The organism is Isoptericola sp. MSGPD8_1_ISO-PGPR-S23-394 (assembly GCF_058072785.1).
The window spans coordinates 707,068-729,230 of record NZ_CM176517.1 but is presented as its reverse complement, the minus strand read 5'-3'; the positions used below and the strand labels follow the sequence as shown (position 1 = coordinate 729,230).

The 22,163-nt window shown below is 71.6% G+C and carries 22 protein-coding genes, 1 pseudogene and 1 riboswitch; of the genes and pseudogenes, 8 read left to right on the top strand and 15 right to left on the bottom strand.

Translation table 11 applies throughout. From position 1 onward, the window contains the following. Positions 1–283 precede the first annotated feature (283 nt). Positions 284–1,027, bottom strand: coding sequence for a C40 family peptidase (locus tag AC3RJ8_RS03340; RefSeq protein ID WP_489715566.1), 744 nt, complete (start codon positions 1,025–1,027; stop codon positions 284–286). A 51-nt stretch (positions 1,028–1,078) separates the two neighbouring features. Next, positions 1,079–1,236, bottom strand: a riboswitch (cyclic di-AMP (ydaO/yuaA leader). A 162-nt stretch (positions 1,237–1,398) separates the two neighbouring features. After that, entirely contained in the window at positions 1,399–2,097 is a 699-nt protein-coding gene (locus AC3RJ8_RS03335) for an iron-dependent transcriptional repressor DtxR (RefSeq protein WP_489714527.1), read from the bottom strand. 102 nt (positions 2,098–2,199) lie between these two features. Here AC3RJ8_RS03335 and serC point away from each other — a divergent pair, with 102 nt between their 5' ends. Both serC and AC3RJ8_RS03325 read left to right on the top strand, forming a co-directional pair. Next, the gene (gene serC, locus AC3RJ8_RS03330; RefSeq protein ID WP_489714526.1) at positions 2,200–3,327 is read left to right on the top strand and encodes a phosphoserine transaminase; all 1,128 of its coding nucleotides are present in this window, start codon (positions 2,200–2,202) and stop codon (positions 3,325–3,327) included. An 89-nt stretch (positions 3,328–3,416) separates the two neighbouring features. Then, a complete protein-coding gene (locus AC3RJ8_RS03325) occupies positions 3,417–4,079 on the top strand; it encodes an MHYT domain-containing protein (RefSeq protein ID WP_489715565.1) in 663 nt (220 codons plus the stop codon). 134 nt (positions 4,080–4,213) lie between these two features. On the opposite strand, the gene AC3RJ8_RS03320 is transcribed toward AC3RJ8_RS03325, so the two are convergent. The 7 genes from AC3RJ8_RS03320 to AC3RJ8_RS03290 all read right to left on the bottom strand — a co-directional run bounded on the left by AC3RJ8_RS03320 (position 4,214) and on the right by AC3RJ8_RS03290 (position 12,333). Beyond that, positions 4,214–5,509 carry an MFS transporter gene (locus tag AC3RJ8_RS03320; RefSeq protein ID WP_489714525.1) on the bottom strand — a complete coding sequence of 432 codons (1,296 nt, stop codon included), beginning with the start codon at positions 5,507–5,509 and terminating at the stop codon, positions 4,214–4,216. Then, positions 5,506–5,931, bottom strand: coding sequence for a MarR family winged helix-turn-helix transcriptional regulator (locus AC3RJ8_RS03315; RefSeq protein ID WP_489714524.1), 426 nt, complete (start codon positions 5,929–5,931; stop codon positions 5,506–5,508). Before AC3RJ8_RS03315 ends, AC3RJ8_RS03320 begins: the two co-directional genes overlap by 4 nt. Before the next feature lie 66 nt (positions 5,932–5,997). Further along, positions 5,998–6,732 (bottom strand): class I SAM-dependent methyltransferase, encoded by a 735-nt coding sequence (locus tag AC3RJ8_RS03310; protein ID WP_489714523.1) that lies wholly within the window; start codon positions 6,730–6,732, stop codon positions 5,998–6,000. Next, complete coding sequence (locus AC3RJ8_RS03305) at positions 6,729–8,441, bottom strand: methyltransferase domain-containing protein (RefSeq protein ID WP_489714522.1); 1,713 nt, start codon at positions 8,439–8,441, stop codon at positions 6,729–6,731. The genes AC3RJ8_RS03310 and AC3RJ8_RS03305 overlap by 4 nt, the downstream gene beginning before the upstream one ends. Next, positions 8,438–9,616 (bottom strand): glycosyltransferase, encoded by a 1,179-nt coding sequence (locus AC3RJ8_RS03300; protein WP_489714521.1) that lies wholly within the window; start codon positions 9,614–9,616, stop codon positions 8,438–8,440. The genes AC3RJ8_RS03305 and AC3RJ8_RS03300 overlap by 4 nt, the downstream gene beginning before the upstream one ends. Continuing rightward, the gene (locus tag AC3RJ8_RS03295) at positions 9,613–10,560 is read right to left on the bottom strand and encodes a glycosyltransferase family 2 protein (RefSeq protein WP_489714520.1); all 948 of its coding nucleotides are present in this window, start codon (positions 10,558–10,560) and stop codon (positions 9,613–9,615) included. The genes AC3RJ8_RS03300 and AC3RJ8_RS03295 overlap by 4 nt, the downstream gene beginning before the upstream one ends. Before the next feature lie 144 nt (positions 10,561–10,704). Beyond that, complete coding sequence (locus AC3RJ8_RS03290) at positions 10,705–12,333, bottom strand: DUF2142 domain-containing protein (RefSeq protein ID WP_489714519.1); 1,629 nt, start codon at positions 12,331–12,333, stop codon at positions 10,705–10,707. A gap of 276 nt (positions 12,334–12,609) precedes the next feature. On the opposite strand from AC3RJ8_RS03290, the gene rfbA reads away from it, so the two are divergent. Then, a complete protein-coding gene (rfbA, locus tag AC3RJ8_RS03285) occupies positions 12,610–13,473 on the top strand; it encodes a glucose-1-phosphate thymidylyltransferase RfbA (protein ID WP_489714518.1) in 864 nt (287 codons plus the stop codon). Between the two features lie 168 nt (positions 13,474–13,641). Continuing rightward, a complete protein-coding gene (locus AC3RJ8_RS03280) occupies positions 13,642–15,204 on the top strand; it encodes an ATP-binding protein (protein WP_489714517.1) in 1,563 nt (520 codons plus the stop codon). A 45-nt stretch (positions 15,205–15,249) separates the two neighbouring features. Here AC3RJ8_RS03280 and rfbD read toward each other — a convergent pair whose 3' ends face one another. Then, the gene (rfbD, locus tag AC3RJ8_RS03275) at positions 15,250–16,083 is read right to left on the bottom strand and encodes a dTDP-4-dehydrorhamnose reductase (protein WP_489715564.1); all 834 of its coding nucleotides are present in this window, start codon (positions 16,081–16,083) and stop codon (positions 15,250–15,252) included. A gap of 77 nt (positions 16,084–16,160) precedes the next feature. Between rfbD and AC3RJ8_RS03270 the strand changes: the two genes are divergently transcribed. Next, positions 16,161–16,778, top strand: a complete 618-nt coding sequence (locus tag AC3RJ8_RS03270) for a dTDP-4-dehydrorhamnose 3,5-epimerase family protein (protein ID WP_489714516.1) — start codon at positions 16,161–16,163, stop codon at positions 16,776–16,778. Between the two features lie 4 nt (positions 16,779–16,782). Here the strand turns inward: AC3RJ8_RS03270 and rfbB are convergent, their stop codons facing one another. Genes rfbB through tagD form a run of 3 tightly spaced genes read right to left on the bottom strand, consistent with a single transcriptional unit; the run spans position 16,783 to position 19,669 of the window. Continuing rightward, positions 16,783–17,778, bottom strand: coding sequence for a dTDP-glucose 4,6-dehydratase (rfbB, locus tag AC3RJ8_RS03265; RefSeq protein ID WP_489714515.1), 996 nt, complete (start codon positions 17,776–17,778; stop codon positions 16,783–16,785). Between the two features lie 2 nt (positions 17,779–17,780). Continuing rightward, the gene (locus AC3RJ8_RS03260) at positions 17,781–19,235 is read right to left on the bottom strand and encodes an NCS2 family permease (protein ID WP_489714514.1); all 1,455 of its coding nucleotides are present in this window, start codon (positions 19,233–19,235) and stop codon (positions 17,781–17,783) included. Positions 19,236–19,276: 41 nt separating this feature from the next. Further along, positions 19,277–19,669: a glycerol-3-phosphate cytidylyltransferase gene (gene tagD, locus AC3RJ8_RS03255; RefSeq protein WP_407320615.1), complete on the bottom strand. Its 393-nt coding sequence runs from the start codon at positions 19,667–19,669 to the stop codon at positions 19,277–19,279. A 107-nt stretch (positions 19,670–19,776) separates the two neighbouring features. On the opposite strand from tagD, the gene AC3RJ8_RS03250 reads away from it, so the two are divergent. Further along, positions 19,777–20,028 carry a DUF2530 domain-containing protein gene (locus AC3RJ8_RS03250; protein WP_489714513.1) on the top strand — a complete coding sequence of 84 codons (252 nt, stop codon included), beginning with the start codon at positions 19,777–19,779 and terminating at the stop codon, positions 20,026–20,028. A gap of 86 nt (positions 20,029–20,114) precedes the next feature. Next, on the top strand, positions 20,115–20,453 hold the full coding sequence (locus AC3RJ8_RS03245; RefSeq protein ID WP_489714512.1) for a hypothetical protein: 339 nt from the start codon (positions 20,115–20,117) through the stop codon (positions 20,451–20,453). Between the two features lie 111 nt (positions 20,454–20,564). On the opposite strand, the gene AC3RJ8_RS03240 is transcribed toward AC3RJ8_RS03245, so the two are convergent. Together AC3RJ8_RS03240 and AC3RJ8_RS03235 are read right to left on the bottom strand one after the other, a co-directional pair. Beyond that, on the bottom strand, positions 20,565–20,981 hold the full coding sequence (locus AC3RJ8_RS03240; protein WP_489715563.1) for an SDR family oxidoreductase: 417 nt from the start codon (positions 20,979–20,981) through the stop codon (positions 20,565–20,567). A 103-nt stretch (positions 20,982–21,084) separates the two neighbouring features. Then, a pseudogene (locus tag AC3RJ8_RS03235) lies at positions 21,085–21,360 on the bottom strand (SDR family NAD(P)-dependent oxidoreductase); the annotation flags it as partial. A gap of 140 nt (positions 21,361–21,500) precedes the next feature. Between AC3RJ8_RS03235 and AC3RJ8_RS03230 the strand changes: the two are divergent. Continuing rightward, positions 21,501–22,121, top strand: coding sequence for a TetR/AcrR family transcriptional regulator (locus tag AC3RJ8_RS03230; RefSeq protein WP_489714511.1), 621 nt, complete (start codon positions 21,501–21,503; stop codon positions 22,119–22,121). Positions 22,122–22,163: the final 42 nt, after the last annotated feature.

The following is a 22,163-nucleotide window of genomic DNA, read 5'->3' as shown; positions in this document are numbered from 1 at the left end:
CCGGCAGAATGCTCCACCGGACGAGGAAACCGTAGCGGATCACGGCGCCCATGTCACGTTTAGGTCACGGTGACGAGGGATGGCCTCCGTCACCAGCCCCCTGGAGGTGCTGGAGGGCCCGCTGAGCGCCGGAGATCCTCCGCCCGCCCCCCTGTCGCGATACCCGAAGCAAGGCCTCCAGCGCCCCGGCATGGCGCAGCGGCGCACAGAGGCCGGGACGGCACGAGGCCCTGCCGCGCGTGGTGCGCGGCAGGGCCTCGTGGTGGCGTGGCGACCCGGGGGGTCAGCCGACGCGGATGAACGTGGGGTTCGACTGCCAGATGCTCCGGAACTGGATCGTCTTGCCCGGGCGCGGGGCGTCGATCTGGGTGTTGCCGCCGGCGTAGATGGCGATGTGACCCGGCGACCAGATGAGGTCGCCCGGCTGCGCGTCCGCGCGGGAGACGACCGTGCCGGCGTAGCGCTGCGCCGAGGAGGCGCGCGGGAGCGAGATGCCCGCCTGCGCGAAGACGTACTGGGTGAAGCCCGAGCAGTCGAAGCCGGACGGCGAGGTGCCGCCCGAGACGTAGGGCACACCCACGTAGCGCGAGGCGATCGAGATGATGGAGCCGTTGGCCGACGCGGGTGCCGCCGTGGACTCGGTGCTGGACGACTCGGTGCTCGACTCGCTGGTGGACTCCACCGCGGTCCGCTCGGCCGAACGCGACGGCGCGACCTCACGCACCGGCTCCGGCTCGGGCTCCGGCGCCGCCTTGATCTCGGCACGCGCAGCGATCTTCGGCGTGACCTTCTCCACCGAGACCTTCGCCTCGGAGTCCACGGTCACGACCGGAGCCGCCTCCAGCGCCGAACGCGCCTGATCCGTCAGAGCACCCAGATCGACCGTGCTCAGCTTCTTCGCCGCGTCGCTGTCGACCGGAGCGGCGTGCGCCGCAGAAGCCCCACCGATCGTCGAGACCAGCAGACCACCAGCAGTGGCCACCACAGCAGCCCGACGACCGGCCGCCGCGGACGGCGCAGCCAACATCGGACGCCGCGCAGCGCGGTGCTTGCCGCGCGTCCTGGTAGATGCGTTCACGTCTTCCCTCTCCTGTCGCCTACGAGGTCAGCTGTCGGGTTCGGGTGGGAGAAATCACCCGGCCCCACAGAACCAGAGGTCCCGTGCGGCTTCACCCCAAGGACACCGTCACCGATGCCCACAAATGGGTCCCCCGCTCCTGCCGGCGGTCTTCCGTGGGGCCGGGACGGCGGCAGGACTTGGCGGTCCGGCCCGGCACTCGGCGGAGGGCACTCCGGCGAGCGTGTCTGACCGTACCCGAACCCACCGGTGATGTCACGTTCCGATCACAGCCCGCCCGCCGCGGTGTCCCGTGCGTCGCGACGGGCCCGCGGGAACGGTCAGCGGGCCGCCACGAACAGGTGCTTGGCGAGGTCGTCGGGTAGCTCGAGGCCCTCGCTCGCGCCGTCGGCCTGGACGGCGTAGTAGTCGCCGAGCGTGCGGGCCTCGATGCGAGCCCCCGGCACCAGCCCGACGCGCTCGAGCCGGGCGAGGAACTCGTCGTCGACCTGCACGGGCTCGGCGATGCGCTGCAGGACGATCTCGACGTTCTCTGTCTGCCCGCGCAGGAAGGCGGGCAGCGACTGCACACCCTCGAGGAACGGCACGTCCTCGTACTGCTCGCCGAGCTCGGACAGCCCCGGGATGGGGTTCCCGTACGGGTCGTGGTGCGGGTGGTCGAGGAGGGTGACGAGGCGGCGCTCGACGAGGTCGCTCATCACGTGCTCCCAGCGGCACGCCTCGTTGTGGACGTGCTCCCAGTCCAGCTTGATCACGTCGGTCAGGAGCCGCTCGGCCAGCCGGTGCTTGCGCATGACGCGCGTCGCCTTCGCCTGGCCGTCGTCGGTGAGCTCGAGGTGCCGGTCGCCGGTCACGACCACGAGCCCGTCCCGCTCCATCCGGGCGATCGTCTGCGAGACCGTCGGACCGGAGTGCCCGAGGCGTTCCGCGATCCGCGCGCGGAGCGGCGTGATGCCCTCCTCGCCGAGCTCGTAGATCGTCTTCAGGTACATCTCGGTGGTGTCGATCAGGTCGGTCACGTCCACTCCCGTCTTGAGGCCCGGGCCTAGTCTATTCGCACACGTCACCGTTCCGGCGTCCGCCACCGGCGGCCGCCCCACCACGCCAGCCACGGAGTCCCCATGCCCCTCCAGATCCCCTCGTCGCTGCTGCCGTCCGACGGCAGGTTCGGTGCCGGACCGTCCAAGGTCCGCCCCGCCCAGGTCGACGCCCTGCGGGCGGCGGGCGACCCTCGGCGGCCGCTGCTGGGCACCTCGCACCGCCAGCCCGGCGTCAAGGACCTGGTACGCCGCGTGCGCACGGGTCTCGCGGAGCTGTTCGACCTCCCCCCGGGGTACGAGGTCGTGCTCGGCAACGGCGGGTCGACGGCGTTCTGGGAGGTCGCGACGGCGAGCCTCGTCCGGGAGCGGGCGCAGCACGCCGTGTTCGGCGAGTTCGGCGGGAAGTTCGCCGCAGCCACCCGCCGCGCCCCCTTCCTGGCGGACCCGGAGGTCGTCGAGGCCGCACCCGGCCGCGTCGCGCACCTCACGCCGTCGGCGTCCGTCGACGTGTACGCGACACCTCACAACGAGACCTCGACGGGCGCGATGGCCCCGGTGCGTCGCCCGGCCGGCTCCGACCAGCTCGTCCTGACCGACGCGACGTCGGGCGCGGGGGCCCTGCCGGTGGACCTGCGCGAGACCGACGTCTACTACTTCGGCCCGCAGAAGGTCTTTGGGGCCGACGGCGGGCTCTGGCTCGCGCTGTGCAGCCCGGCCGCGATCGAGCGCGCTGCCGTCGTGGAGGCGTCCGGAGGCGGACGCTGGGTGCCCGAGTTCCTGTCCCTGACGACGGCGTTGGCGAACTCCCGCCAGGACCAGACCCTGAACACCCCGGCCGTCGGGACGCTGGTGATGCTGGTGGAGCAGATCGAGTGGATCCTCGAGCAGGGCGGTCTGGAGTGGTCGAGCGGGCGGTCGGCGACGTCGGCCGGGATCCTCTACGACTGGGCGGAGGCCCGTGAGTGGGCGACGCCGTTCGTCGCGGACCCGGCGGAGCGGTCCACCGTGGTGGGGACGATCGACCTGGACGAGCGCGTGGACGCGAGCGCCGTCGTCGGCCACCTGCGCGACAACGGGGTCCTCGACGTGTTCCCGTACCGCAAGCTGGGCCGCAATCAGGTCCGAGTGGGGATGTTCCCCGCCGTGGACCCCAAGGACGTCGAGGCACTCACTGAGATCATGGATTTCGTCGTGGATCAAGTCATGTAGCCTTCGACGAGAAATTTCACCCGCTCCACTGCTAGCATTCCGGCGTTTCGTACAAAGCCGACATAGCAAAGGAGCTGGACGTGCCAGAGATGGAGCACTTCACCTACGGGCTGCTGACCCCGCTCGCCGGGTACATCGCGTCGTTCATCGGCTGCCTGACAGGACTGTCGGCCACCTCGCGGGCACGTGCGGCCACGGGCGCCGTGGCCAAGAGCGTCTGGCTCACCCTCGGCGGCGTCGCGATCGGCGGCACCGGCGTGTGGGTCATGCACTTCATCGCCATGCTCGGCTTCACCGTCGACGAGATGCCGATCAACTACGACGTCCCGCTGACCATCCTCTCCGCTCTGCTGGCGATGGCCGTCGTCACGGCAGGGCTGTTCCTCGTCGGGTTCCTCGGCGACAAGCTGCTCTACCTGCTGGTGGGCGGGCTGTTCGTCGGCCTGGGCGTGGCGAGCATGCACTACCTGGGCATGGCCGCGATGGAGATGAGCGGGGAGACCCACTACGACAGCCTCCTGGTCGGAGCGTCTCTGGTCATCGCCGTCGTCGCCGGCACGGCCGCGCTCTGGCTCTGCGTGAACGTCAAGGGCTGGCTGCTCGCGACGGTGGCCGCGCTGGTGATGGCCGCCGCGGTCGCCGGCATGCACTACACGGGCATGGCCGCGATGCACATGACCGGGCCGGCCCGCCGCCGGGCGGCACCTCGGCCCTGGAGCTGCTCGGCCCGCTCATCGCCGGGGTCTTCCTGAGCACGGTGGCGATGGTCTTCGTGGTCCTCATGTGGCCGACGGAGGACGAGATGCGCGAGCGACAGGCGCTCGAGGAGCGGATCACGCCCACGCCGGCCGGCTGACCCGACCCGCAGCAGCACGCTCGCGCGCCGTCAGGCGGCGCGGGCGTGCTCGCGCTCGACGGCGGGCGGGTCGAGGTAGACCACCTCGAGGTGCGGGCGGCTCAGCAGCCGGTAGCGCACCCGGAGGCGCCAGTTCCGGACGGCCCACGCCGTGGCGCCGAGCGCCACGAGGAGGGTCGCGATCGAGCCGATGAGGATCGCCCAGCGAGGGCCGAACGTCTCGCCGACCCAGCCGACGATCGGCGAACCGATCGGCGTCGCGCCGAGGAACACCATCATGTAGAGCGCCATGACACGCCCCCGCATCGCCGGGTCGGTCGAGGTCTGGATGGTGGAGTTCGCGGCGGTCATCATCGTCAACGACGCGAGCCCGACGGGGATGCACGCCACGACGAACGCCGGGAACGTCGGCATGAGCGCCATGACCGCCGTGGCGACGGCGAAGGCGAAGGCGGACCCGATCACCAGCCGCACGCGGGGGCGGTCGCGACGGGCCGCCAGCAGCGCCCCCGTGAGCGACCCGATGGCGAGCACCGACCCGAGCAGCCCGAACTCGCCGGCGCCACGCTCGAACTCGACCCTCGCCATCATCGCCGAGGTGAGCTGGAAGTTGAGGCCGAACATCGACACGACGGCGAGGACCACCATGATCACCACGATGTCCGAACGCCCCCGCACGTAGCGCAGGCCTTCGCGGATCTGCCCCTTGCCGCGCGGCGTCGGCTCCCGCGACCAGGTCGCCTCGGCCTTCATGAGGGCGACCGCCGCGATGGTGGCCGCGAAGGTGGCGCCGTTGATGACGAACACCCAGCCGGAGCCGACGGCGGCGATCAGCAGGCCGGCCACCCCCGGGCCGACCAGCCGGGCCGCGTTGAACGACGCCGAGTTCAGCCCGACGGCGTTCGCGAGGCGCTCGGGGGGCACCAGCTCGGCGACGAACGTCTGCCGCACCGGGTTGTCGAACGCGGTGACGACGCCGAGCCCGAGCGCGAACGCGTACACCTGCCAGAGCTGCGCGTGACCGGACAGCACCAGCACCCCGAGGCCGAGGGCGAGCACGCCCATCGCCCCCTGGGTGACCATGAGCAGGCGGCGGCGCGGCAGCCGGTCGGCGAGCAGGCCGGCCCACGGACCGAGCAGCAGCAGGGGCAGGAACTGCAGGGCGGTGGTGATGCCGAGGGCGACGCCGGAGTCGTCGGTGAGGTCGGTGAGCACGAGCCAGTCCTGGGCGACGCGCTGCATCCAGGTGCCGACGTTGGCCACGAGGGCGGCGCCGAACCAGAGCCGGTAGTTGGGGTAGCGCAGGGAGGAGAAGGTCGCGCTCATCCGGCCGCCACCCGGGCCAGGATCTCGGTGGCGGCGGCGAGCGTGGCCCGCTCGTCAGGGTCGAGCTCCTCGAGCCGGCAGGTGAGCCAGGCGTCCCGACGACGGCGCGTCTCGGCGATCTCGTGGCGTCCGGCGTCGGTGAGCCGCACGACGACCTGGCGCCGGTCGGTGGGGTGGTCGGCCTTCTCGACGAGGCCGAGCTCGGCCAGCGTGGTGACGGCACGGGTCATCGCGGGAGGACGCACTCGTTCGTGCTCCGCGAGCGCGCCCGGGCTCATCTCCCCGTGGCGGTTCAGCACGGCGAGGACCCCGAACTGACCCTCGGGCAGGTCCGCCTCGCCGCGCTGGGTCCGCAGCCGGCGGGCAGCGCGGGTGAGGGCGACACGGAGGTCGCTGCTGAGCTGGGCGGGGTCGTCAGTCACTTCTCTTACTCTAGGTCATTACCTTCCCGAATGATATGTGGGGGCAATCACAAACGGCGCGCACGGTCAGCGCGTGCCCCAGGCGACGAGCGCCGGCCCGGAGCGCGGCAGCGCCCGCTGGGCCACCCGGAACGGCCACGTCGCCACGGCGACGGCCGTCCCCTGCGCCGCCGACGACGGCTGGAAGAGGCGGCCCGAGCGCGCGGTGCGCTCCGCCGTCGTCGTCCCGTCGTCCTCCAGCCGCCGCGCGGCCACCCGGTTGCGCACCGCTTCCAGGGCATAGCCCAGGGGCGCGCCGTAGAGCCGCCCGCCGACGTCGGTCAGCCCGGCCCCGGTCAGCAGCGCCCGCATCTGCGCGGGCTCGTAGCGACGGTGGTGGCCGACGGCGGCGTCCATGGGTCCGTAGCGCGCCTGCCACGCGGGGGTGGAGACGAGCACCAGGCCGCCCGGACGCAGCAGCTCGACCCAGGAGGCGAGCGCCCCGGCGTCGTCCTCCAGGTGCTCGAGCACCTCGAAGGCGCAGACGACGTCGAACCCGGCGCCGGCGTCGAGCTCCCGGGCGTCCCCGTGGACCACCTCGCCGTCCAGCCCGGCGTCCACGAACCGCCGACGGGCCACCTCGGCGCTGGCGCCGTCGAGCTCGACCCCCGTGTACCGGTGCCCGGCGGCCGCGAGCCGGACGCCCACGGCGCCCTGCCCGCAGCCGACCTCGAGCACGCGGCCGGGCTCGGGCGGGAGCACGCGCCGCACGACGTCCCAGCGCAGGGAACCGAACAGGGTCAGGGGTGGGGCGGTGGTCACGCGTCCTCCGGGTGTCCGTGGGGTGAGCGGCGTACCGGGTCCGGGGCGGGGAGGCGGCCGTGGGCCACGATGCCCGTCCCGCGGTGGGGCAGGGCCCGCTGCAGCAGGCAGAACGGCCAGACCGCCGCGGTGACGAGGGCGCCCGCGACCTGCGAAGTGGGCTGCAGCACCCGGCCGCTGACCGCCGTCTGCTCCGCCGGGACCGGGGCGCCGGACCGGGAGCGCGCCCGCCGGCGGGCCACGCGGTTGCGCACGGCCTCCAGCAGATAGCCGAGCGGGGCGTCGTAGAGGCGCACGTCGACGTCGATCAGCCCGGCGTCCCCCAGCAGGGTGCGCAGCCGCTCGGGGTCGTAGCGGCGGTAGTGCCCGGCGAGGGTGTCCCACGGGCCGAAGCGCTCGGGCCACGCCGGGGTGGACAGCAGCAGCAGCCCGCCGGGCCGCAGCCGGGCGGCCCACTCGGCGAGGGCCGCGGCGTCGTCGGCGACGTGCTCGACCACCTCGAACGCACACACGACGTCGAAGCGTTCGTCGACGCCGAGCGCGTCCGTCCCGCCGTGCACGACGCGCGCTCCCGGCGCCACCGCCTGCACCCGTGCGGCCGCGACGGCCCGCGTCGTCTCGTCGAGCTCCACGGCGGTGTAGTCGTGGCGGGCGGCGATCCGGGCGCCGACGGCGCCCTGGCCGCACCCGACCTCCAGCACCCGTGCCCGCTCCCGCGGCAGGGCACGGCGCACCACGTCCCAGCGCAGGCGGCCGCGGGGTGCGAGCGGCGGGGGTGGTGCCCGGCGCACGAGCGCTCCCGCGACGGCGAACTTGAGGTCGGCAAGCGTCACCAGGGCACGGCTGACCAGGACGACGAGCAACAGCTCGGCGTGCGGCAGCGTGCCGGCCAGGACCGCGAGCAGCACGAGCTCGCGCGCCCCGGCCCCGGCCGGCACCACGACGACGAGGAACCCCACCATCCAGGCCAGCGCGTAGCCGCCGACCGCGAGCGCGAGCGTCCGTGCCCCGGTCGCCATCCCGAGGCCGGTGGCCAGCAACCACACCTGCAGACCCGCGCACACCCACCCGAGCACGGCCCACGCGGTGGCAGCCCCGAGACCCCGCCACGACAGGGGGTGCTCGAGCGGTGCCCGACGCGCGAGGCGCAGGGCGAGGGCGAGCAGCCGGTTGAGCACCGGCGGCAGCAGCAGGACGACGACGGCGGGCAGCAGCCACAGCGTCCAGCCCCACGGACCGAGCGCGTCGGCGGCGAGGAACGGCAGCGCGACGGCGCCGACGACCGCCCCGGAGACGACCCCGACACCGGTCGCGACGGCGGTGGCCGTCATCGTGCGCCGGCGCGGGACGCCGTGGTCGGCACCGACCTCGGCCGCCGCGACGATGTTCCACACCCCGCCGGGCACGTACTTGCCGAGCTGGCTGATGCCGAACACCGCGACGGCGGAGCTCGTCCCGAGCCGCGAACCGAGGTCGGCGAGCACGGCCCGCCACGACATCATCGTCGCGGCGACGAAGAGCAGGGAGACGCCGAGCGCCGCGGCGAGCCGCCCGGCGGACATGGCCCGGGCAGCCTCGAGCAGGTCCGCACGGACGGCGACGACGGCGTAGACGGCCAGGCCCAGCGCGAGCACGAGGAACCCCCACCGCACCCACGGTGAGCGCAGCACGGCCAGCAGCCGTGCGGTCGCACCGCGCCGCCCGGTCACGGTCGGACCCCGCGGTCGGCGAGCGCCGCGTGCAGAGGCCCGACGACGGCGCCCGGCCGGACCTGCGCACGCGCGGCGGTCGCGCGGGCACGGGCGGCGGCGAGGCGACCGGGACCGGCGAGGTCGAGGAGCCGCCGGGCAAGGGCGGCGGGGTCGGCGGGAGGCACGAGCTCGACGTGGTCGGCGAGCAGCCGGCGCTGCGGCGGGGTGTCGGAGGTGACGACGACGCACCCGGCGGCGAGCCCCTGGAACACCTTGTTGGGCACCACCCGCAGGCCCTTGGCGGTGTCCGAGAAGATGCCGAGGCAGACGTCGTGCCCGGCCACGAGGGCGGGCAGGTCGGCCGGTTCGACCCAGTCGTGCCACGTCACGTCGGGCACGCCGTCGAGCACGGCCTGTGCGGCGGCGTGGTCCTGGCCGTGCCCCACCAGCGTGGCCTCGAGGGGCCGGCCGGCGTCGCGGTCGCGGGAGCGGGGCAGGGCATCCGCGAGCGCCGCGGCCACCACGGTGGCGCCCTGCAGGGGGGTGAACAGGCCGAAGAACACCACGCGCAGCGGCGCGGGACCAGCCGGGGCGGCGCCGTCGGAGGCCGCACGCGGGGGTGGTGTGCCGCCGTCGTGCGCGGGCGGGTCGGCGAACCAGGCGTCCGGGGCGCCCACGGGCACGACGACCCCTCGCCGCCCTCGTGAGGGCGCCAGGTGCGCGAGCATGTCGCGGTGCTCGGCGGTGTCGAGGACGACGACGTCGGCGCACGCCACCGCGAGCCGGTCCAGGCCGCGCAGGAGCGTCACGCGCAGGCCGGCCGCGCCGCGGTCGGTGGCGGTGTCGGCGGCGAAGACCAGGTGGTCGAGCACCACCGTGGTGCGGGGGTGCAGCAGGCGGGCGAGGACCACGTCGAAGTGGCCGAGGTAGCCGACCAGCAGGGCGTCCGGGGCGCCGTGCACACGCCGGTGGGCGACGTCGTCGCGGACGAGCAGCGCCCAGCAGGCCAGGAGACGGACGAGCAGCAGCGGCAGGCGCCACGGCTGGCGGAGCATGCGGACGCGTTCGGCGGTGCTGAACCCGAGGGGGCGGTTCAGCTCGGTGACGGTGTACCCGTGGGCGCGCAGCCCGGCCACGAGGATCCCGGCCCGGGGGTGCCGGGCGGCGTCATAGGTGCCGAACGCGACGATCACTCGTCCGGCCCGTACTGCAATTTCTTGAGCCGTTCGAGGGAGTCCTCGAGCAGCGTGCGGTTGGTGCGCAGCAGGTCCGCGAGGACCAGCAGCGCCAGGCACAGCAACGAGCCGACCAGCATGGCCGCGGCGAACACCAGCGACTGCACGTGCCCCCCGCCCTCGCCCTGGGCGAAGTACACGAGGAACCGCACGGCGGGTATCGCGGACGCCAGGAAGAACAGGCCCGCGAGCGAGAGGAACACCAGGTGCGGGCGGAACATGATCCAGCTGCGCACGATGGCGCGCGCGGAGCGGCCCATGTGCTGCCAGATGTTGCGGAAGAGCCGCGACTCCCGCGTCTTCGGATTGGTGGTCACCGGGACCGAGGCGATCCGCAGCCCTTTGTTGCCCGCCTGGACGATGGTCTCCATCGTGTAGCTGAACTGGGTGACCACGTTGAGCCGCATCAGGCCGTGGCGCGAGTAGGCGCGGAACCCGCTCGCGGCGTCGGGCAGGCTCGTCCGGGCTGCGGCACTGACCACCCGGCTGCCCACGCGCTGCATGCGCTTCTTGAAGGGGCTGAAGTGCTCGATGGTGGCCGTCTGCCGGTCGCCGACCACGACGTCGGCCTCCCCGGACAGGATCGGCGCGACGAGGTCGGCGACCTTCTCGGACGGGTACTGGTTGTCGCCGTCGGTGTTGACCACCACGTCGGCACCGCGGGAGAGCGCGAAGTCGACGCCGTCGCGGAACGAGCGGGCCAGGCCCATCGTGCTGCGGTGCCGCACCACGTGGTCGACCCCGAGGTTCTTCGCGACCTCGGCCGTGCCGTCGGTGGAGCCGTCGTCGATGACCAGCCACTCGACCTCGTCGAAGCCGGGCACCTCGCGCGGCAGGTGGGCGAGCACGAGCGGGAGCGTCTCGGCCTCGTCGAGGCACGGGATCTGGACGACGAGCTTCATCGAGGCCCTTCAGTGGGGACGACGGCGGCGTTGGCGGGTCGGCGCGGAGGCACCGACGGCGCGAGTCTAGCGACGAAGGGCCGCACCCGACGGGACCCGGACGGTCTGTTTGAGCGCGGACGACCAGGTCGGCGTCATGGGGAGTCAGGCATCAGGGGGTGATGCCTGAACGTGCACGACGTCGCCCCGCGCCGCTGGCTGCCGTGCTCGCCAGTGGGCCGCGACGACCACCGCAGCCACCATGCCGACGACCGCGACGACCAGCACGACGGCGACGGCCGGCTCGCTCAGCGGACTCCACGCGACCCAGCGCTCCCACGCGACGCCCACCGGCTCCCCCGGACCTCGGTACATCGCGACGAACGCCCACGCCAGACCGGCGACGGCCGCCAGCACGCCGAGGCCGGTGGCGACCGGCACGGCCAGGGCCACCGCCCGTTCCCGTCGGCGGCACACCTGCCAGACGGCGACGGCCAGCAGCGCGGCGAGCGCCGTCAGCCCGCCGAAGACGTACCGGCCCTGCAGCGCGACGAGCACGCCCGACTCGGACCAGCTCCTGACCGCGTTGACGATCACGCCTGCCGCGAGGCCCCCGGGCAGCAGCGCGATCGTCAGGGAGCCACGCCGCGCCCCGGGGACGACGACGGCGACCAGCGTGGCGCCGACCAGCAGCACCGAGCCGAGCACCACCAGGTCGCCCGGCAGACGCACCTCCAGCCAGCCGAGATTGCCGAAGAACGCCTGGGCGGTGCGCCCGAGCGCGTCCTGGAGCACCTGGTCCGCGGGGACGGGTGTCATCCCGGAGTAGTCGCGAGGCAGCCCGACCGGCTGCACGGCGCCGTCGATGATCCAGTTGCGCGCCCACCACCAGCCGCCGACGACGAAGGCGAGCGCCAGGGCGACGAACCCGCGCACGGCGCGGGAGACCGCCGTCGGACCCGCGCGGGCGCTGCGCGGACCAGGGGCGAGCAGGTAGGCGAGCGCCACCGTGGGGATGGCGAACGCGAGCATCACCTTGGTGAGCAGCCCGGCGCCGAGGACGAGACCGATCGCCACGGCGACCCGCCACCGGGCGTCGCCGGTGACCACGCGTGCGGCGAGGTAGGTGACGCCGGCACCGGTGAGCACCACGAGGGCGTCGTTGTTCGCGGCACCCATGATGTGTCCTACCTGGGGGATCAGCATCGGGAACGGCGCAGCGACCAGCGCCGCCGAGCGCGACCCCGTCAGCCGGCGGGCGGTCGCCGCCGCGAGCGGGACGGTGGCGGCGAACAGGGCGACGTCGAGCAGCCGCAGGGTCAGCAGCGCGACGTCCCACCGGGCGTCCGCCGTCCCGGTGGCGTGCAGGACGGCCGCCCCGAGGGCGTAGTACGCCGGCGGGTGCTGGGTCATCTGGTCGACGGTGGCGCTCGTGCCCGGGGCGGGCAGCGCGTTCTCCGCACTGATTTGCACACGCTCGTCCGCGGGGACGGGCGTGAGCTCGACGAACTGCGTCGCGCGGTCCCGGTACCGCCAGCGGCCCGGCAGGTCGGCGGGGTAGGCGGCCTCCGCGACGGCCTGGTCGGTGACGGGCGCGAAGTGCGCGTCACCCGGCGCGGGCCAGCCGCCGCCGTAGGCGATCCGGACCACGCTGTTGAGATGGTTCTGCTCGTCGGGCGAGCGGAACCCGGGGGTCAGCACGGCCCAGGCCACGGCCCACAGCGCCACGGCGAGCGTCAGGACGGCGAGGGTGCGGCGGTAGGCACGCTCGCACGGCGGCGTGTCACGCGTCACAGGGACAGTGTGCCAGGAGCCGGCGTCCGAGGTCGTCGGGCCCGGATGCGACGAGCCGCTCTCCGGGCCAGTGCTGTGACCGCTGGTGGTGACGGCCTGGACACAGGCGCCGACGAGGTCCGCCTGTCCGTGCCGAAGGACCGGCTCGCGGGCTGAGCCGTCAGCGCCGCCGCCCGGGCCGCGGCGATCGTGGCGGCCCACGGCGGGTGCGGGCACATCGCGTCCCGGCGATGGTGGCTGAGCTCGGCCGAGACGGGACGTGAGACCATCCATCACATGCGCGGCATCATCCTGGCCGGCGGTTCCGGCACACGGTTGCACCCGATCACGCTGGGCGTGAGCAAGCAGCTCGTGCCGGTGTTCGACAAGCCGATGATCTACTACCCGCTCTCGACGCTGATGCTCGCGGGTATCCGGGACGTGCTGGTGATCACCACACCGCACGACGCGGAGCAGTTCCGGCGCCTCCTCGGCGACGGGTCCCAGTTCGGCATCTCGATCGAGTACGCCGTGCAGGCCGAGCCGAACGGGCTGGCGCAGGCTTTCGTGCTCGGCGAGGAGTTCATCGAGGACGACTCGGTGGCTCTCGTGCTGGGCGACAACATCTTCTACGGCCAGGGCCTGGGCGACCAGCTCCAACGCTTCGCGGACGTGGACGGCGGCTCGATCTTCGCCTACCGGGTCGCGCAGCCCTCGGCGTACGGCGTGGTCGAGTTCGACGACGCGGGGCACGCCGTCTCGCTCGAGGAGAAGCCCTTCGTGCCGAAGTCCAGCTACGCGGTGCCCGGGCTGTACTTCTACGACAACGACGTCGTCGAGATCGCCAAGAACATCCGGCCCTCGGCCCGGGGCGAGTACGAGATCACCGACGTCAACAGCGCCTACCTGGCCGCTGGGAAGCTGCACGTCGAGGTGCTGCCCCGCGGCACGGCATGGCTGGACACCGGCACGTTCGACTCGCTCCTCGAGGCGGGCGACTTCGTGCGGACCATCGAGCAGCGCCAGGGACTCAAGGTCGGCTCGCCCGAGGAGGTCGCCTGGCGGCGCGGGTTCCTGTCCGACGACGAGCTGCGCGTGCGCGGCGAGAAGCTGGTGAAGTCCGGCTACGGCAGCTACCTGCTCAGTCTGCTCGACGACTGAGCTACGCGAGCACCTCGGGCGCCGCGGCAGGTCCTGCTGTCCACCGTCGAGGCGGTAGAGGCCTATCTGGCCTGGCTTCGAGCCCGCAAAGTGTGACCGAAGGGCAGCACGCCTGCTTGAACATACTTTTCTCGAGAAAGAATCATGGTCGAGCGGTGTGATCGCACCATGACCATCACTTTCGGCCCCGACCCTGTCGGCGACGCGGTCGTCGCAGCACTGGAGGCTCTGGAGGCTGGAGAGCCCGTCGTCGAGTGGTTGCGTGCGCGCATCTACGAACTCACGAACCGCCTTCTGACAGTCGACGCCCGACCGGCAACGGTCCGCGGGACGCGACTGCTCATCCTCACCATGGTCGAGGCCATGGAACCTGTGCGATGGAAGGGCAGGATCACGTGGCGAGTTGCCGACCGCTGCGTCGAGATGGACTCGTCCACCTGGCACGCGCGGCGCCTACAGTCGATGCGGGTCGACTGGTCCGCTCATTCCAGCAATCTCACTGCCGATGAGGTCCGTGCGGACGCGATCGAGATCGTTCGCGACTTCCTCCGCGCCTCGCAGGACACGTCCGCCAACGACCTCGCCGAGGTGGAGACTCCCGACCTGCTCCGACGGCTCAACGCTGTCACCGGATCAGGGCACCTCACCAATGCCGCGGCGTTGCTGTTCGTCGGACGCGAGACCCCGGGACTGGACTACATCCGACGTGACGCGCCCGGCGGAGACAGCACCGAACGAGTGCGGCGAGGTGGTCGCCCCCTGATTCGCGAGCTCGACGAGGTCTTCACCGCCGCACGTGCCCACAACCCCTTGATCCATCTGAGGTCCGGCCTCGTCATCGGGCGGGAGCGCCGCATCCCGGATCGGACCGTCCGCGAAGCGATCGTCAACGCCGTCGCGCACCGAGAATGGTCGATGCCGGAACCCAGTCTGGTCGAACACGTCGGCAACCAACTTCGTGTGACGAGCCCTGGCGGGTTCTACGGAGGCGTGACTCCGACGAACATCATCAATCACCCGTCGGAGTCGCGAAACACGGCCCTCACCGCCCTGCTCGCCGACGTGCGCATCGCCGAGCGCGAAGGCATCGGCGTCGACCGCATGGTGGCGGACATGCTTCGCTTCGGGTACCCCCTCCCTGACATCCGCGAGACAGGATCGCCGAGCGTCGTCCTCACCCTCGTCGCGGACAACGTCGACGCAGGATGGATGTCGTGGTTGGCGCGCTTCGACGACGGACGGGCGCGTTCAGACCTGCGCTGGCTCATGGCGTTGCACCTGTTGGCTCGTCGAGGCTGGTTCGACGTCGCATCGCTAGCCCGTTTCCTCCAGGTGTCCGCACCGGAGAGCGAGTCCGTGATCGCCGAGATCTACAGCACCTCGATCGGGAGCACCCCGGTTCTCGCGCCGGTCGACGGCGTTCCGGATTCGGCCGATTCCGCGTGGGCCATCACTCGCAAGGCACGCTCCGCGCTGGACAACGAGGGAGCGCCTCACGGTGCACGACGCCGAGCCCCGGGTCGGGCATCGATCGCCACCACCTACGCCCGCGAGCGAGGGCGTATCAGCTCCACCGAGCTCGGCTCCCTGGTCGGCGCCGCCCCCAGCAACGTCAGCCCGGTGCTCCGCACTCTGGAGGCGGAAGGGTTTCTGGAGCCGTCTCGTCCCAATCGGCGCGGAGCAGGGTTCTTCTACCGTCCGACGGCCGTCAGCAGTGCGGCTTCCGAATAGCGCGCCGCTACGGCACTTGCCCGCTCGGCTTGCTCGACGACTGAGCTACGCGAGCACCTCGGGCGCCGCGGCGTCCCACCGCTCGGCCCAGCCTCCGATCGGTGCGACGCCCGCCGCGCGCAGGGCGTCGTGGCCGAGCACCGAGTAGGCGGGCCGCGGAGCGGGGCGCGGGAACGCGTCGCTCGTCGTCGGCTCGACCGGCGTCGACAGCCCCGCCGAGGCGACGACCCGCCGCGCGAACTCGTACCAGGACGTCTGGCCGGTCGAGGTGCCGTGATAGATCCCCGCCGGCGCCCCGGAGGCCACGAGCCGGACGATGAGCTCGGCGAGGTCGCGCGTCCACGTAGGTTGGCCCACCTGGTCGTCGACGACGGCGAGCTGGTCCCGCTCGGCGGCGAGCCGGGCCATCGTCCTCGGGAAGCATCCGCCGTGCGCCCCGTAGAGCCACGCCGTCCGGATGATCAGGTGGTCGGAAGCTTCCGCGCGCACCGCCCACTCCCCCGCCGCCTTGGTGCGGCCGTAGGCGGACCGCGGGGCGACGGGCGCGTCCTCGGCGTACGGCTCATGTGCGTCGCCGTCGAACACGTAGTCGGTGGAGACGTGCACCAGCCGGGCGCCCGCCAGCCGTGCCGCGCGCGCGACGTGGGCTGCACCCGTCGCGTTGACGGCGAAGGCTTCTGCCTCGTGGGTCTCGGCGCCGTCCACGTCGGTCCAGGCGGCAGCGTTGACGACGACGTCGGCCCCGACGAGCGCTCGACGCGCAGCCTCGGCATCGGTCACGTCGAGGTCCGCGTGGCGCAGACCGACCACGTCGACGTCTGCCTGCTCGAGCACGGCGATCAGATCGCGGCCCAACATCCCGCCGGCGCCGACGACCATCCAGCGCTGCGACTGCGAGACGGAAGGCACGCGTAGCATCCTAGGGCCACGGAGTATCGACGCCGGGAGGTCTACCAGTGCAGTTCCGAGAGCTCGCCGTCCCTGGCGCGCTGGAGATCACGCCGCAGCAGTTCGGCGATCCGCGCGGGGTGTTCCTCGAGTGGTTCAAGTCGGGACCGTTCGTCGAGGCCGTCGGCCACCCGCTCGACCTGCAGCAGGCCAACTGCTCCGTCTCGGCCGCCGGCGTGCTCCGCGGCATCCACTTCGCCGACGTCCCACCGGGCCAGGCCAAGTACGTCACCTGCGCCCAGGGGGCGGTGCTCGACGTCGTGGTCGACGTCCGCGTGGGCTCGCCCACCTTCGGCCGCTGGGACTCGGTACTGCTCGACGACACCGACCGGCGAGCCATCTACCTCGGCGAGGGCCTCGGGCACGCGTTCATGTCCCTGGAGGATGACTCGACGGTGCTGTATCTGTGCTCGTCGGGCTATGCGCCGGAGCGTGAGCACGGTATTCACCCGCTGGACGCGACCGTGGGTATCGAGTGGCCGACGACGGCGCGTGACGGGTCAGCGCTGACGCCGCAGCTCTCGGACAAGGACACGGCGGCGCCGAGTCTGCACGAGGCCGAGCAGCAGGGTCTGCTGCCGTCGTTCGACGAAGTGAACGACTACCTGGCGACCCTGCGAGCCTGAGGCCTCACTGGCCGGTCCGGGCGTACTTCGCCTCGACCGCGGCCTTGACGGGCCGCCACCACGCCTCGTGCGAGCGGTACCAGTCGACCGTTGCCTCCAGGCCGGCGCGGAAGTCGGTGAAGCGCGGGGTCCAACCGAGCTCGTCGCGCAGCTTGCTGGCATCGATCGCGTAGCGCATGTCGTGCCCCGGCCGGTCGTTGACGTGCTCGAAGTCGTCGGGATCGCGGCCGAACACCTCGAGCAGCGTCCGCACGACCTGGAGGTTGTTCGTCTCCCCGTCAGCGCCGATCAGATAGGTCTCCCCGATCTGTCCGCGGTCGATGATCGCCCAGACCGCCGCGTTGTGGTCCTCGACGTGGATCCAGTCGCGCACGTTCAGTCCCGCGCCGTACAGCTTGGGCCGCACGCCGTCGATCAGGTTGGTGATCTGGCGCGGGATGAACTTCTCGACGTGCTGGTACGGGCCGTAGTTGTTCGAGCAGTTCGAGATCGTCGCCTGCACCCCGAACGACCGCACCCACGCCCGGACCAACAGGTCCGAACCGGCCTTGGTCGACGAGTACGGGCTCGACGGGTTGTAGGGCGTCTCGGGGGTGAACTTGGCCGGATCGTCCAGCTCCAGATCGCCGTAGACCTCGTCGGTGGAGATGTGATGGAACCGCACACCGTGCTTCCGCACGGCCTCCAGCAGCGTGAACGTCCCCACCAGGTTCGTCTGCACGAACGGCGACGGGTCGTTCAAGGAGTTGTCGTTGTGGGACTCCGCAGCGAAGTGCACCACCACGTCCGCCTCGCCCACCAACCGGTCCACCAACACCTCGTCGGCGACCGAACCCTCGACGAAGGTGATCTCCTCAGCGACCGGCGCCAGGGACGAGCGATCCCCCGCATACGTCAACGCGTCCAGCACCGTCACCCGCACCTGCGGGCGCTCACGCACCGTCTGGTGCACGAAGTTCGCACCGATGAAGCCGGCACCGCCGGTGACGAGGACCTGCATGATCAGCCGATCACCGACTCCAGCGGCTCCAGGAGGAAGTACGCGAGGAAGGCCAACGACGACACCCACATCAGCCAGTGGATCTGCCGGACCTTGCCGAGCGCCAGCTTGATGACCACGAACGCGATGAAGCCCGCGCCGATGCCGTCCGCGATCGAGTAGGTGAACGGCATGATGACGATCGTGAGGAACGCCGGGATGGCGATCTCCACGTTCTTCCAGGAGATCGCGGCGACCTGCATCATCATGAGATAGCCGACGAACACCAGCGCCGGCGCCGCCGCCTCGTACGGCACGAGGGCGACCAGCGGGGACAGGAAGGTCGCGGCGAGGAACGCCAGACCCGTCACCACGGAGGCCAGACCGGTGCGCGCGCCGTCGCCGACGCCCGACGTCGACTCGACGTACGCCGTGTTGGAGGAGACCGAGCCCATGCCGCCGGCCACAGCGCCGAGCGAGTCGACCACCAGGATCTGGCGGGTCTTGGGCGGGTTGCCCTTCGCGTCGAGCAGCTTCGCCTCGGCCCCGACGGCGACCATCGTTCCCATCGTGTCGAAGAAGTCCGCGATGAGCAGCGAGAACACCAGCAGCAGGACGGTGACGACGGCGATCGACTCGAACGAACCCAGCAGCGAGAACTGTCCGAGCAGACCGAAGTCCGGCACGGTCACGATGCCGTTCCACGTGGGGGCGTTGAGGTTGAAGCCGTTCGGGTTGGAACCGTCGGGCGCCTTGGCACCGATGTCGAGCGTGTTCTCGAGGACGACGGCCAGCACTGTGGCAGCGGCGATGGCGATGAACATCGCCCCGCGCACCTTGCGCACGAACAGGACGATGACCAGCAGCAGTCCGACCACGAACACGAGGATCGGCCACGTCCCGAGGTAGCCGAGCGCGACGGGAGTACCGTCGCCCGGCACCACGAAGCCCGCGTTGACGAACCCGATGAGGGCGATGAACAGGCCGATACCCACGCTGATCGCCGTCTTGAGCTCCAGCGGCACCGCGTTGAACACGGCCTCGCGGAAGCCGGTGAGCACCAGGACGAGGATGATCAGGCCCTCGATGACCACCAGCCCCATCGCGTCCGCCCACGTGACGTCCGGCAGGCTCGCGATCGAGTAGGCGACGACGGCGTTCAGGCCGAGGCCCGCGGCCAGCGCGAGCGGGAAGTTCGCGGCCAGGCCCATCGCGATGGTCACCACACCGGCGACGAGCGCTGTCGCGGCGGCGACCATCCCGAGGTTCGGCCCGTCTCCCCCACCGAGGAACTGCCCCGTGCCGTCCTGCACCGTGCCGATGATGAGCGGGTTGAGCACGATGATGTAGCTCATCGCGAAGAAGGTGACGAGACCGCCCCGGACCTCTCTGCCCACGGTCGAGCCGCGTTCGGTGATCTTGAAGAACCGGTCGATCGCGCTGGACCCCTGAGTGGGCGCGCTGGTCTGGTTGGCCATGAGCACCTATGGTGCCAGAGCCGTGAAGGTGCTGGGGAGGATCAGGCCTTGGAGGCCAGGCCCGCCTTGATCTGTGTGGTGGAGATCTCGGGCGTCCGCTCGAGGTACACGACCTCGCAGTGCTCCTTGAGCTCGTCGAACTTGCCTGCCCAGTCGTCGCCGATGACGAACGTGTCGACGTGGTAGAGCTTGATGTCCTCGGCCTTCTGCTCCCAGGTGTTCTCCGGGATGACGAGGTCCACGTGCCGGATGGCCTCGAGCATGCGGCGGCGGTCCTCGAACGAGAAGTAGGACTTCTTGCCCTTGCCCGCGTTGAACTCGTCCGTGGACAGCGCGACGATCAGGTAGTCACCGAGTGCACGCGCCCTGCGGAGCAGCTCGATGTGCCCGTAGTGCAGCAGGTCGTAGGTGCCGTAGGTGATGACTCGCTTCATGCCCTCGTCCCTCGTCGTAACCGTCACGCCGCGCAGCGTTCGTCGCGCGTTCATCCTACGCCGCGCGGAGTCACCTGCGGCGACACGCGCCGACGTACGATCGACCCGTGCCCACCGTGATGTCCCTGCTGCTCCACCCGGAGCGACGCCGCCCGACGCCGCCGCCCGAGCGCGTCGACCTGCGGCGCATCATCCTGCTCGGCATCATCGTCTGGTCGATCGCCCTGGTGGTCACGAGCATCCTCGCGATCGCCGGACAGCCCACCGCCGACGCCGTCGCCGTGTGCCTCGCCGGCATCGCTCTGGGGGGTCTCGGCCTGCTCTGGGCGCGCCGCCACCGCGACGACCCCGCGGACTGACGCGCTCAGCCCACGCGACGCGTCAGCCGAGGCCGGCTCACCGTGAGGCCCCTTGACCGCCCCGAGACGGATCACGGTCACGCCCGATGACAGAACGTGATGCGCATCAGTCGGCTGTCGGCCCAGTCGTCGAGTCGGGTCGGCCGGATGGTGCCGGGATCGTGGGGCTGGTTGAGATCCGCAACGATCTCCGCCAGCACGGCCCGGCGTTCAGCGAGGTCGGTGACCGGCGTGGCCTGTGCCGGCAGATCTGCACGGACACCGTTCTTGAGGTGGAAGGTGAAGCCGGGGTCGGCGAGAAGGTACGCATGCCAGTCGGTTGCCGCCCCGCCGGCGCCGCTGCACAGGTAGGTTGCGCCGGCGGCTCGGTAGAAGAAGATCTCGATGCGGTGCGCTCGGCCCGTCCGGCGCCCCCCGCGTCGTGATGTCGACGATCCGTTCTCTGGTGCCCGCGGCGGGCGTGATCTCGATGGCTCGTCGGACGGGGTGGGGCAGGTGGGACAGGGACGCGTCCGGTGCCGAGGCGTCCGACCCGATCATGTCCGACGTGCTCCTGCGGCCTCGACCTGAAGCGCGGGACCGAGGGAGAGCCCACCGTCGATGACGTACTCCGCGCCGGTGATGAACGACGCCTCCGACGACGTGAGGAACAGGAGAAGCCGGGTGACGTCGTCCGGCTCGCCGAGCCGGGGGACGGCGAACGGCGCGGGCGAGTAGAAGTCGGCGATCGCCGCGGTGGCGCCGGCTGCTGGTTCGTGGATGAAGGGGGTCGCGATCACGCCGGGGTGGATGCTGTTCACGCGGATGTCGTCACGGCCGAGCTCGAGGGCTGCCGTCTGGGTGAGCCCTCGCACGGCCCACTTGCTGGCGACGTAGGGCGCGTAGCATGCTGTGCCGCCCAGGGCCATGGTCGACGCGATGTTGACGACGGCTCCACCTGCCGCACGGCGCAGAGCCGGAGCGGCGACCTTGATCCCGAGGAACGTCCCGCCGACGTTTGACGTCGAGGATGCGCGACCACGTGGCCGGGTCCGTGTCCTCGATCAGTGCCGGGGGGTTCTGGACGCCGGCGTTGTTGACGAGCACGTCCAGGGCGCCGAAGGCGCTCTCGGCGGCCTCCACGGCGGCCGACCACGAGTCCTCGTCCCTGACGTCGAGGCGGGCGAAGCGAGCGCGGGTCCCGAGCTCGTCGGCGAGAGCGGTGCCGCGGTCGGCGTCGAGGCCTCCGATGACCACGTTCGCCCCCTCCGCGTGAAAGGCGCGGACGTGGCTCGAGCCCTGACCACCGGTCCCGCCGGTCACGAGCACTGTCTGGTCGTCGAATCGGGGCATCAGAGTTTCCTCACTCGAGGGGCGACCGACCGGCATCCGTCGTCGACTGCGGCCAGTGGTGATCCGTCTGACTCACCATGTCATCGACACTAGGCCCGACAGAGAGGTGAGTCAATCCACTCACCTCATAGGCTCCACCCATGAGCAGCGTCCTGTCGGAGTACCACCAGCGTGTCGCCCAGGAGAAACGTGCCCTGATCGTGGCGGCCGCGACCGAGCTCTTCCTCGATCTGGGCTACGACCGGACGTCGCTGGCGCGGATCGCGGAGCGCTCAGGCGTCTCCCGGGCCACCCTGTTCAAGCAGTTCCGGACCAAGGCCGCCCTGTTCGACGCCATCGTCACCGAGTCCTGGTCGACCGCGACCGAGGAGGATCCGCCGTCGGCGGGCGACGTCGTCGACGGTCTCACCACCCTCGGTCGCCGCTACGCCGCACTGTTGAGTCGCCAGCAGATGACCGACCTCTTCCGCATCGTCATCGCCGAGCTCCCGCGCTTCCCCGAGCTGGCCCAGGCGCAGTTCTCCCAGGGCAAGATGCCCTACTTCGAGTCCGTACGGAACTACCTGCTAGCAGAGCACGAGGCCGGAACGGTGCGGGTCGACGACGCCGATCTGGCCGCCACCCAGTTCCTGGGCATGATCTCCAACTACGTCTTCTGGCCGGCACTCCTGGTACCGGGCTGGGAGGTGAGCGCCGAACGCGTCGATCAGGTGGTCGACGAGGCCGTCCGCACCGCCGTCGCCCGCTACGCCGCCGGCTGACCAGGAAACACCGCGCCTGCCACGTGGGCCAGCTCTCCCGTG